Here is an 11689-nt window from a genome sequence, read left to right as displayed (position 1 = left end):
GCCCCTACCACAGCATGGAATCGTCGCCCAAGGCGGCGCCCATGGCGAGCGCCGCCTTCTTCAGGGTCGGTACCGAGTTCAGCAGGAATTCCAGTGAAATTCGCGCACTGGGGCCGTGGCACGCTACGGCCGCTATGACTTTCTTCTGGGCGTCCAGCACCGGCACCGCGACCGCCACCATGCCCAGTACGAACTCCTCGCGATCAATGCCCAGGCCGCGCTGACGGATGTCCGCAAGTTCCGCTTCGAGCGCAGCCCGGTCGGTCAAGGTGCGCGGCGTAAAACTGCCCAGCTTGATCCGCCCCAGGATCTGCGCGCAATGGGCGGGCTCCAGCGAGGCCAGCATCAGCTTGCCGCTTGCCGTGCAGTGCAAGGGAACGTGAGTGCCCACCTCCAGTTGCAGGCGCAGCAGATGATGCGTTTCCACACGCTCCAGATAGCGTATCTCGTCGCCGTCCAGTGTCGTCAGATTGCAGGTTTCGCCCAGCACCTCGACGAGCTGGCCCAGAATCGCCCGCGACGATCTGGAAAAGCTCGGCGTGCGCAGGGTAGCCAGGGCCAGGCGAGTCGCGCGCGGCCCCAGCACATAGCCCCGTTCATTGGGTGTCTGGACAACCAGGCCGGACTCGACCAGGGAGCGCAGCATGCGCATCAGCGTCGTCTTGGGCAGATCCAGGCGCTGCGCCAACTGCGCCAGCGTTTGCGGGTGCTGGGTGCGGGCCAGTTGCTCCAGCAGGCTGGGAACACGCAAATAACGAGAAGACTCATTGGACATGCAATTTGCCTTGCAGCAGAGACAGCACCCGGTTCAATACTGAAACACCAGCGGAATATATTGTTTCAGCAGCGGAATAGGGCTTGATTCTATCTTGCGGCGCACACGCAAATCAATAAGTATTGAAATATGGTGTTCCATTAAACGATTTTCAATACGCACACCCAGATAAGCAAATTCCAATAAATACTTTTCGCCAATCTCCATTTTTCGATAGATTGAGCAATAGAACCGGAGACAACATGCCACACACCGTAGACTACATCGTCGTAGGCGCGGGATCAGCAGGCTGCGTGCTGGCCAACAGACTGAGCGAAAACGGCAAATATTCCGTATGTCTGCTCGAGGCCGGACCGCCGGATCGCAATCCCTGGATCCATATCCCTATCGGCTACGGCAAAACCATGTTTCACAAAAAGCTGAATTGGGGCTTCTATACCGACCCGGACGCCAACATGATGGGGCGCAAAATCTATTGGCCGCGCGGCAAAACACTGGGCGGATCGAGCTCCATCAATGGGCTCATCTACATACGCGGCCAGAAGCAGGATTACGACCGCTGGGTGCGACAGGGCAATCCCGGCTGGGGCTGGGAAGATTGCCTGCCCTATTTTCGCAAGCTGGAAAACAATGACCTGGGGGCGGGCCCCACCCGGGGCACCGCCGGCCCGCTCAATGCCACATCCATCAAGACCCGGCATCCGCTCGTCGAGGCCTTGATCCAGTCCGGAGCCTCAATGGGTTTGCGAAAACTTCGCGACTTCAATACCGGCGACCAGGAAGGAGTCGGCTATTACCAGCTCACCACACGCAAAGGCAGGCGCTGCTCGACGGCTGTCGCCTATCTGAACCCTGCCCGCGGGCGGCCCAATCTGCGCATCGAAACCAATGCGCAGGCCATGGCCGTGCTGATGCAGGGCACGCGGGCCTGCGGCATACGCTATAAAAAGAACGGCACCGAACACACTTTGTCGGCCAATCGGGAAGTCATACTCTCGGCCGGCGCCATTCAGTCGCCTCAGTTGCTGCAGTTGTCGGGCATAGGCCCCTCGGGATTATTGGGCAAATTCGGCATCCCCGTCGTCAAGGACCTGGACGGCGTCGGCAAGAACCTGCAAGACCATTTGCAGATCCGCTTGATCTACGAGGTCACCCAGCCCATTACCACCAACGACCAGCTGCGCACGCTCTGGGGCAAAAGCAAGATCGGCCTGCAGTGGCTGCTTTTCAGAGGCGGGCCGCTGGCCATCGGCATCAACCAGGGCGCACTTTTCTGCCGCGCCTTGCCGCAGGAAAGCGCCACGCCCGACATCCAGTTCCATTTCGGCACGCTGTCAGCCGACATGGCCGGTGGCGCGGTGCATGATTTTTCGGGCTGCACGTATTCGATCTGCCAATTGCGGCCCGAATCGCGCGGTGAAATCAACATCAAGTCGGCCGATCCATTCGAAGCGCCTTCGATGCAGCCGAATTATCTATCGACCGATCTGGATCGGCGCACCGCCGTGGCGGGCGTGAAATATGCCCGGCGCCTGGCGGCCGCCGCCCCCATGAACCGCCTGATGAAAAGAGAGTTTCGCCCGGGAACGGCCGTGCAGACAGACGATGAAATCCTGCAATTCTGCCGCGAAAACGGCGCGACCATCTTCCATCCCTCGGGTACCGCAAAAATGGGGCCGGCCGGCGACCCCGGCTCGGTGGTCGACGGCAGATTAAAGGTACACGGCATCCAGGGCTTGCGAGTCGTCGATGCATCGATCATGCCGACACTGGTTTCAGGCAATACCAATGTGCCGGTCGTCATGATTGCCGAGCGTGCGGCCGATTTCATTCTGGAAGACGCCCGACATCCGGCACATTAGTTACGAAAACCGGCGCCCTGCCGAGGCAGGCAGGGCGTCTTGCGCAGCAAGCGGCACCCAGCACTACAAAAAGAAAGCATCATGCCCCGGCAATATTTGCCGCAGGCGCCCCTTTTTCAAGGAGACAACATGTCCAGTCCAGATAAAAAAGCAATCAGGAAGGTAGTCACCGCCTCGCTCATCGGGGCAACCATCGAATGGTACGACTTTTTCCTATACGGAGTCATCGCCGGCCTGGTATTCAACAAGCTGTATTTTCCCAGCCATGATCCCGTGGTCGGGACGCTGCTGGCTTATGCCACATTCGCGGTGGGCTTTATTGCACGGCCTTTTGGCGGGGTTATTTTCGGCCACTTCGGCGACAAGATCGGCCGCAAAAGCATGCTCATCTTCACCTTGATGATCATGGGCCTGGCGACATTCCTGATTGCGTTCATCCCCACCTACGACTCAATCGGCATCTGGGCTCCCATCCTGCTGCTTTTGTGCCGCATTGTCCAGGGCCTGGGGCTGGGCGGAGAATGGGGTGGCGCAGTCCTCATGACTTACGAATATGCGCCAAAGAACAAACGCGGATTTTACGCATCGCTGCCGCAGATAGGCCTGTCGATCGGGTTGTGCCTGGCCTCGGGCATAGTGGCCCTGCTGTCGGGCACATTGTCGAACGAGGCGTTCCTGGACTGGGGTTGGCGAGTCGCATTCATGCTCTCGGCCCTGCTGGTTTTCGTCGGGCTCTATATCCGTTTGACAGTACAGGAAACCCCTGAATTCTCAAAGGTCAAAGAAGCCAACGCCGAATCGAAGGTGCCCTTCTACGACATGATGAAACGCTACCCGGGCAACATCCTGAAAGGGATGGGCGCGCGTTATATCGATGGCGTCTTCTTCAACGTTTTTGCGGTTTTCGCAATCAGCTACCTGACCAACACGGTCAAGATCAATCGTACCGAAGCCCTGACCGGAGTGATGGCCGCCGCCATCGTCATGTGTTTCTTCATTCCGTACTTCGGCGCCGTGTCCGACAAGTACGGCCGCACCCGCACCTATTTCTGGGGTTCGCTGATCACGGCCTTTTCGGCTCTGCCCGCCTTCTGGTTCATGACCAATTATTCCGATCACGTCATGGTGGTCTGGCTATCGATCATCATTCCTTTCGGCATTTTCTACGCCTCCATCTACGGACCTGAGGCGGCGCTGTTTTGCGAACTGTTCGACACCAAGGTGCGCTATACCGGGATTTCGTTTGTCTATCAGTTCTCGGGCATATTCGCGTCGGGCATCACGCCCCTGATTGCAACGGCATTGCTCAAGACCAATGACGGGCGGCCATGGCATATCGTGCTGTATGTAATCTTTTCCGGAGTTGTATCGGCCTACAGCGCATGGCTGATCGGCAGATCGGCAAATCGCGCAGGTGATGTATCGGCCCATAGGACAATCGATGCGTCTATCCAGCGAGCAGGTACAAGGCCTGCCTCCACGGATGCGGTATCCCGATGATTACCCCAAGGGGCGGCCGCCTGGGCCGCCCCTTGGCATTCACATATTGAACAGCTGCTCGTGTTCACGGATCGCAAAGCGATCGGTCATGCCGGCGATGTAGTCGGCAATGGCGCGGGCCTGCGAAAGCGGATCGGAACGCTGGTGGTCGGGGGGCAGCAGGCGCGGCTCGTTCAAAAAAGCCACGAACAGATCGCGCACGATGGTGCGCGCTTTGTTCGTCATGCGCATGACGCGATAATGACGGTACAGATTTTCAAGCAGGAAACTTTTCAGGGCATCGGCCTGGCGCCGCATCGACACCGAAAACGCGGCCAACGCGGGTGCGCGGCGCACTGCGTCGACGCCATCGGGCTGATGCTGACGTATATTGGCCAGGGTCGTGTCGGTCAGGTCGAGCACCAGGGTATTGATCATTGCGCGTATCGTTTCCGCAATCGCGCGGCGCCGTTCCAGGTTCGGATACTGCCGCATCACCTGGGCATAATGCGTGGCAAAAATCTCCAGCATTTGCAGTTGCTCTATAGAGATCAGCCCTGAACGCAGCCCATCGTCGATATCGTGATTGTTATAGGCGATTTCGTCGGCCAGATTGGCGATCTGGGCTTCGAGCGAAGGCCTGGTCTTGTTCACGAAGCGTTCGCCGACCTCGCCCAGCAGACGCGCATGGCGCAAGGAACAATGCTTGAGTATGCCTTCGCGTGTTTCAAAGCACAGATTCAAACCATTGAAGGCGGCATAGCGCTCTTCCAGTTCATCGACCACACGCAGGCTCTGCAAATTATGCTCAAACCCGCCCACCCCGGGAGCCAGCTCGCGCAGGCAGGCATTGAGCTCGTCCTGGCCGGCATGACCGAACGGCGTATGCCCCAGATCGTGCGCCAGGGAGATCGCTTCGGTCAGGTCTTCGTGCAAGCCCAGATTGCGGGCCAGGGAGCGGGCAATCTGGGCCACTTCGATGCTATGGGTCAGGCGTGTGCGGAACAGGTCGCCTTCGTGATTGATGAAAACCTGCGTCTTGTATTCAAGCAGGCGAAAGGCCGTGCAATGAATGATGCGATCGCGATCACGCTGGAATTGGCTGCGATTGCTGGGCGCAGCCTCGGGATGAATGCGGCCGTGCGACTGCTCGGGGCGACAGGCGTACAGTGCGAGTTCCGGCATGGCCGCCACTCAGAGGCTGGCAACGGCGGTTCTTTCAAGAACCGTCCGCAATGCATCGACGGGCGCCGGCTGGAATACCGCCTGGCCTATTTGCGGCAACAGGATGAATCGCAGTTGGCCCGCTTCGGTTTTCTTGTCGACCTGCATCAGGTCGATCCAGCGCTCGGCGCCCAGATCGGGTGCCTGCACCGGACATCCTGTAGCCTGGACCAATGCCCGCACGCGTTCGACACTCGCCGTCGGCAAGCCCAGAGCAAGCGCCGAAAGCTCAGCCGCTTGGACCATGCCGCAACCTACCGCCTCACCGTGCAGCCATGTGCCGAAACCCAGGCCCGATTCGATGGCGTGGCCAAATGTATGGCCAAAATTCAGTATGGCCCGCAGACCCGATTCGCGCTCGTCCTGCGAAACGACCAAGGCCTTGAGCTCACACGAGCGCTGAATGGCATAGGTAAGCGCGGCGGGATCCAGCGCCCTCAAGGCGGCTACATTCTGTTCACACCAGGAAAAAAAATCGGCGTCGATAATCATCCCGTATTTGATGACTTCGGCCAGACCCGCCGTTACTTCGCGCGGGGGTAGAGTATTGAGGACATCGGTATCGACCTCGACCGCAATCGGCTGGTAGAACGCGCCGATCATATTCTTGCCCATCGGATGATTGACGGCGGTCTTGCCGCCCACCGAAGAATCGACCTGGGCCAGCAAGGTGGTAGGCACCTGGACAAAACGTATGCCGCGCATATACGTGGCCGCCGCAAAACCGCAGATATCGCCGATGACGCCGCCGCCCAAAGCCACCAGCACGGCACGGCGATCCAGACGATTTTGTAACAAAGCGTCGAAAATCAGGTTCAGGGTTTGCCAGTCTTTATAGGCTTCGCCGTCGGGCAGTTCGATGCGCACCAGGCGCTTGCCGGTTTGGGCCAGGGCCTGCTCCGCGCGCTTGCCGTAATAGCCCGCCACCGTTGAATTGGTGACGATGGTGATTGCCGTGGCGTCGGCCGGAATGCTGTCGGCCAGGCGATCCAGACGGCCCGCTGCAATATGAATGGGATAGCACCCGCCGGGCGTGTTCACTTGAACCGTGCTCATGAATGAATCTCGTGATTTTGCAATAAAGGAATCAGGGATTGAACCACCTGGGCAATAGGCATGACGCCGGTTTCGAAGGTAAGGCTCGCCACCTCCCTGTACAGCGGTTCGCGCTGCTCGAGCAAGACCTGGATGCGCGCTCGTGGATCGGCCGTTTGCAACAGAGGCCGGTTGCGGTCGCGCGCCACCCGGCGATAGAGCTCGTCGCCGCTGGCATGCAAATAAATCACCACGCCTCGTTCGCCCAGATAGCGGCGGTTCTCGGCCGACAGCACCGCTCCGCCTCCGGTTGCCAGTACAATGCCGGGCCGGCGTGAACATTCATCGAGCAGGGCGGTTTCGCGGCGACGGAACCCCGCCTCGCCTTCAATGTCGAAAATTAACGACACCCGAACTCCGCAACGTGCTTCAAGCTCATGATCCAGATCGAGAAACTCGCGATTCAACAATCGCGCCAGATTGCGGCCAATAGTCGTTTTGCCGGCACCCATCATGCCGACAAGGAAAATGGGCCGATCGTACGGCAGCGTCACTCCCTCGGAGCGACAGGCATCGATAGTGCCTTTAGGGTCGGTCGGCGCGGCGCCGCAACATAAAGAGTCGTTCATTTGTGTATTATCTCACTTGCAATCCCTCGATAGACGGATACACTGCATTATTCGGTTACAGAAACCTAATGCGTAAATCATAGTCTGACCCTGGTTAGACTTAAAATCGCCCGTAATGAGTTCTCCTACCTCCTCCAAATCCGATTCCGGCTCCGCATCCCATTCCTGGGTTGGGCGTTTTTTCCTCAAAACGGCGATTTTCATCGCAGGCCTGGGGCTATGCGGTGCGCTGCTGGGCGCCCTTGCCCTCGCGCTGGCCTGGCCTAATTTACCCGATCTTTCCGCCATGACGGACTACCGGCCGCGGGTACCGCTGCGAATTTATACCGCCGACAAGGTATTGATCGGCGAATTCGGCGAGGAACGGCGCAACGTGCTGCGGTTCAATGAAATCCCCGACGTCATGAAATCGGCCATTCTATCGGCCGAAGACGACCGCTTCTACCAGCATGGCGGAATCGACTGGTCGGGTGTGGCGCGCGCCATGATCGCCAACATCGTGCACATGTCCAAATCCCAGGGCGCCAGCACCATTACCATGCAGGTAGCGCGCAATTTTTACCTGTCGTCGGAAAAAACCTATACCCGCAAGTTTTACGAGCTGCTGCTCACCTTTAAAATCGAAGCCAATTTAAGCAAAGACCAGATCCTCGATCTGTACATGAACCAGATCTACCTGGGTCATCGCGCATATGGCTTTGCCGCCGCATCGCGCACCTACTTTGGCAAGCCCCTGTCCGAAATCACACCGGCCGAAGCGGCCATGCTGGCCGGCATCCCCAAGGCACCTTCGCGCTTCAATCCCATTGCCAATTTCCAGCGCGCCAAGGTGCGCCAAGGCTATGTGCTGGGCCGTATGAAGGCCCTGGGCTACCTCACCGACGCCGAATACAAACAGGCGATGGCGCAGCCCATTCAAATCAAGTCGGCCGCCGGCACGCCGTCGGGCGGCTACACCATTCATGGCGACTATGTCGCCGAACTGGCGCGCCAATTGCTTTTCGATGTCTACCACGACGACATCTATTCGCGCGGATTCAATATCTATACCACGGTCAACTCCAAAGACCAGGAACAGGCTTATAAATCAGTGCGCTCGGGCATACTCGACTACACGCGCCGCTCGGCCTATCCCGGCCCCGAAGAAACCATCGACCTTCCCGCCGGCATCGAAAAAGACCCGGCCAAGCTCGACAGCATCATCGATGACCTCCAGGAAAAATACTCCGACAGCGGCGACCTGCTGACTGGCCTGGTGCTGTCGGCCGATCCCAACAAGATCACGGTGGCACGCAGCTCACAGGAAATCATCGACATCACCGACAAGCGGGCTTTGCGCGTCGTGGCGCGAGGCCTGGCAAAAAACGCCAAGGCCGGAGTCAAGATCGAGCGTGGTTCGGTCGTGTACATCCATAAAAACGGCGATTATTGGGAAGTCATCAACATGCCGTCGGTGCAGGCGGCTTTTGTGGCCTTGAACCCGCAAGACGGCGCCATTCAGGCCATGGTGGGCGGTTTCGATTTCGACCAGGGCAAGTTCAACCGCGTCACGCAGGCGTGGCGCCAGCCGGGCTCCAGCTTCAAGCCGTTTCTGTACGCTTCGTCGCTTGAGCGCGGCCTGACGCCGGCCACGCAAATTTCCAACGAGCCATTCTCGCTCACGGCGGCGCAAACCGGTTCCAAGGCCTGGACGCCAAAGAATTACGGCAACGAATACAACCCCATGCTTACCATGCGCCAGGCGCTGTACAAGTCCATGAACATGGTGTCCATCCGCATCATGCAGGCGGTCGGCCCCAAATACGTGCAAGACTACATCACCCGCTTCGGTTTCGACCGTGCCCGCCAGCCCGCCGTGCTGCCCCTTGCATTGGGCGCGGGCAGTGTCACTCCCTTGCAAATGGCCGGTGCGTATTCCGTGTTCGCCAACGGCGGCTACCGCGTCCCCCCCTATCTCATCGATCACGTTACCGACAGCAGCGGCAAGGTCATCATGCAGGCCAAGCCCACCATTGCCGGTGACGCGGCGGCACGCGCCATTGATCCGCGCACCGTTTATGTCATGGACGACCTGTTGCGCGGTGTGGCCACGTACGGTACCGGAGCCCGTGTGCACCGTGAACTCAAACGCGACGATATCGGCGGTAAAACCGGTACCACCAACGACTCGCGCGATGCCTGGTTTGCCGGCTTTACTCCCAAGCTGGTTGGGATAGCCTGGATGGGCTACGACCAGCCGCGCTCGCTGGGTGATCGCGAAACCGGCGGCGGCGCGGCTCTGCCGATCTGGCTCGACTTCATGCGCTTTGCTCTAAAAGACCAGCCGCAAACACCGCCCGGGCCTATGCCCCCAGGATTAAGCAAAATCGACGGCGATTATTATTTCTCGGAATTCCCGCCCGGCCAAGCCGTGGCGCGAGTCGGGCTGCCTACCGGCGACAGCCTCGACAGCAATGGCGCCGCCGTCGGCAGTAACGACGGCATAGGAAATCTGCTCAATCAATTGAGCGGTGGGAATACCACTCGCAACGGCGCCGCCCAGCCCGACAAGGTGCCCTTCTAGGGCCATGCCGGATTACGCCGCTTTCGGCCCCTGATCCGGCTACACGCTGACCTTGAGCGGCACGCCGGCCGCCTCGGAAAAAATTTGCGACAAGGCCTCGGCCAGATTGGGGCCGCCCCGGGTATCATTCCAATTATGTCCATCATAGCGATAATGAAAACCGCCGCTGGGCGCGGCAACCCACATTTCCTTCATGGGAGCCTGGCTGTTGACCACGACATGGACGGCGTCGTTGAATATCAGGGTCAGCACATTGCCGCTGCGATTGGCCTCGATATCGAGGTCGTGCAGAGCGACCCAGTCGTCTGACTGACTCTCCAGACTGTCAAGCATGGCCTCGCTTCGAGCAAGAAATTCAGTTTCGTTCATAATCACACACTACCGCACTTGGAATTTTGTCATGCAAGCGTCCCGAACCTCGACACCCACCCGTTCTATGCCCCGTATTGTAGCCAGCTTCGCCATGCTGGCGGCATTGGCAGGATGCGGCTACAAGGGCCCCCTGTACATGCCCCCGCCTCCGCCGCCCGATGCGTCCCTGACCAAACCACCCACCAGCGTTCCGCTGCCGGCCACACAGGCGCCCGACCAAACCGGCGCGCAGACCTCCCCCATTAAATAAGCCCGCTGGCCAACGCCGTTTCACCGGAACGGCCCAGCCCGCACACACTTGTCTTGCTCACTTTATCCATCCGAAACACCGCTCATGACCGTTGCTCCCGATTTCCAGTTCCAGAATGGGGTTCTACACGCTGAAAGCGTCCCTCTGACAAAACTGGCCCAAGAATTTGGCACCCCGCTCTATGTCTATTCGCGCAAAGCGCTGAACGATGCCTGGGAGTCCTACCGCCAAGCCGCGGGCCAACGCAATGTGTTGATCTGCTATGGCATGAAAGCCAACTCGAACCTGGCGGTCCTGAACGAATTCAAAAACCTGGGTGCCGGCTTCGATATCGTATCGGGCGGCGAACTTGCCCGGGTACTTGCCATAGGCGGCGACCCCTCCAAAATCGTTTTTTCGGGAGTCGGCAAACAAGTATGGGAAATGCGGGCCGCCCTGAAGGCCGGCGTGAAATGCTTTAACGTCGAGTCCGAGGCCGAACTGGTACGGCTCGCCGAGGTGGCCGGCCAAGCGGGTGTCGTTGCCGATGTCTCGCTGCGCGTCAACCCCGACGTCGACGCGCTGACGCACCCCTATATTTCAACAGGCCTGAAAGAAAACAAATTCGGCATAGCGATTGAAGCCGCGCTGGCCACGTACCAGCGGGCGGCCTCGCTGCCGAGCCTGCGCGTGGTAGGGGTGGACTGTCACATAGGTTCGCAAATTACAGAAGTCGGTCCGTATCTGGATGCGCTTGAAAAATTGCTGGCGCTGATCGAAACGCTGGCGCAACAAGGCGTGCACATCAGGCATCTGGACCTGGGAGGCGGCATCGGCATACGCTACACCGACGAAACGCCGCTGTCGCCCAAGGTATTGCTGGATCAGGTGTTCGAGCGCCTGCAGGCACGCGACCTGGGCCATCTGCAAATCGTACTGGAGCCCGGACGTTCCCTGGTCGGCAATGCCGGCGTGCTCCTGACGACGGTCGAGTATCTGAAACACAGTACAGCCAAGAACTTCGCTGTCGTCGATGCCGCGATGAACGACCTGATCCGCCCGACACTCTACGACGCCTGGCATAGCATTGAAGCCGTCGAGCCGCGCGGTCAGTCGGCCCGGAAATACGATATTGTCGGCCCCATTTGCGAGAGCGGGGACTGGCTGGCGCGCGACCGCATGCTCGCCCTGCAACAGGGCGACCTGCTCGCCATCATGTCGGCCGGGGCCTATGCCTTTACCATGGCAAGCCAATACAACACGCGCCCACGCGCTGCCGAAGTCATGGTCGACGGCGAACACTATCATGTAGTGCGTCCGCGCGAGCCGCTCCACAGCCTGTTCGCCAGCGAAACCCTGTTGCCGGAAACGAAATAATGCCGCCAACGATCGCAATCCACAGCGAATAGACCTAAACTCAAGCACTTGCAAATTGACCTGCCCGATTCCGTTACAAACCAAAACCACTATTCGGAATCAACCAATGCCAACTCTCATAAATAAAGCTATAAATGCCATATC

The 11689-nt window shown here is 59.0% G+C and carries 11 protein-coding genes; 5 read left to right on the top strand and 6 right to left on the bottom strand.

From position 1 onward, the window contains the following. Positions 1-4: 4 nt before the first annotated feature. Together LSG25_RS16775 and LSG25_RS16770 are read right to left on the bottom strand one after the other, a co-directional pair. Positions 5-775 carry an IclR family transcriptional regulator gene (locus LSG25_RS16775; RefSeq protein WP_232742027.1) on the bottom strand — a complete coding sequence of 257 codons (771 nt, stop codon included), beginning with the start codon at positions 773-775 and terminating at the stop codon, positions 5-7. Positions 776-808: 33 nt separating this feature from the next. Then, positions 809-982, bottom strand: coding sequence for a hypothetical protein (locus LSG25_RS16770; RefSeq protein WP_232742026.1), 174 nt, complete (start codon positions 980-982; stop codon positions 809-811). Positions 983-1017: 35 nt separating this feature from the next. On the opposite strand from LSG25_RS16770, the gene LSG25_RS16765 reads away from it, so the two are divergent. Together LSG25_RS16765 and LSG25_RS16760 are read left to right on the top strand one after the other, a co-directional pair. Further along, positions 1018-2637, top strand: a complete 1620-nt coding sequence (locus LSG25_RS16765) for a GMC family oxidoreductase (RefSeq protein WP_232742025.1) — start codon at positions 1018-1020, stop codon at positions 2635-2637. A 129-nt stretch (positions 2638-2766) separates the two neighbouring features. Beyond that, the gene (locus LSG25_RS16760; protein ID WP_232742024.1) at positions 2767-4137 is read left to right on the top strand and encodes an MFS transporter; all 1371 of its coding nucleotides are present in this window, start codon (positions 2767-2769) and stop codon (positions 4135-4137) included. A gap of 39 nt (positions 4138-4176) precedes the next feature. Here the strand turns inward: LSG25_RS16760 and LSG25_RS16755 are convergent, their stop codons facing one another. From LSG25_RS16755 to LSG25_RS16745, 3 genes are read right to left on the bottom strand one after another with little or no spacing between them, the layout of a single operon-like run. Continuing rightward, the gene (locus LSG25_RS16755) at positions 4177-5301 is read right to left on the bottom strand and encodes a deoxyguanosinetriphosphate triphosphohydrolase (RefSeq protein WP_232742023.1); all 1125 of its coding nucleotides are present in this window, start codon (positions 5299-5301) and stop codon (positions 4177-4179) included. A 9-nt stretch (positions 5302-5310) separates the two neighbouring features. Beyond that, positions 5311-6396 (bottom strand): 3-dehydroquinate synthase, encoded by a 1086-nt coding sequence (aroB, locus tag LSG25_RS16750; protein WP_232742022.1) that lies wholly within the window; start codon positions 6394-6396, stop codon positions 5311-5313. After that, positions 6393-7004 (bottom strand): shikimate kinase, encoded by a 612-nt coding sequence (locus LSG25_RS16745; protein WP_255696595.1) that lies wholly within the window; start codon positions 7002-7004, stop codon positions 6393-6395. Before LSG25_RS16745 ends, aroB begins: the two co-directional genes overlap by 4 nt. A gap of 115 nt (positions 7005-7119) precedes the next feature. Between LSG25_RS16745 and LSG25_RS16740 the strand changes: the two genes are divergently transcribed. After that, the gene (locus LSG25_RS16740) at positions 7120-9567 is read left to right on the top strand and encodes a penicillin-binding protein 1A (protein ID WP_232742021.1); all 2448 of its coding nucleotides are present in this window, start codon (positions 7120-7122) and stop codon (positions 9565-9567) included. 39 nt (positions 9568-9606) lie between these two features. Here LSG25_RS16740 and cyaY read toward each other — a convergent pair whose 3' ends face one another. Continuing rightward, a complete protein-coding gene (gene cyaY / locus LSG25_RS16735) occupies positions 9607-9936 on the bottom strand; it encodes an iron donor protein CyaY (RefSeq protein WP_232742020.1) in 330 nt (109 codons plus the stop codon). Positions 9937-9967: 31 nt separating this feature from the next. Here cyaY and LSG25_RS16730 point away from each other — a divergent pair, with 31 nt between their 5' ends. Beyond that, a complete protein-coding gene (locus LSG25_RS16730; RefSeq protein ID WP_232742019.1) occupies positions 9968-10189 on the top strand; it encodes a lipoprotein in 222 nt (73 codons plus the stop codon). 84 nt (positions 10190-10273) lie between these two features. Beyond that, positions 10274-11545 carry a diaminopimelate decarboxylase gene (lysA, locus tag LSG25_RS16725; RefSeq protein WP_232742018.1) on the top strand — a complete coding sequence of 424 codons (1272 nt, stop codon included), beginning with the start codon at positions 10274-10276 and terminating at the stop codon, positions 11543-11545. Positions 11546-11689 lie beyond the last annotated feature (144 nt).

Source organism: Paralcaligenes sp. KSB-10, assembly GCF_021266465.1.
Classification (GTDB): Bacteria; Pseudomonadota; Gammaproteobacteria; order Burkholderiales; family Burkholderiaceae_B.
The sequence above is the reverse complement of the archived record's forward strand: the minus strand, read 5'-3'. Positions and strand labels throughout refer to the sequence as shown.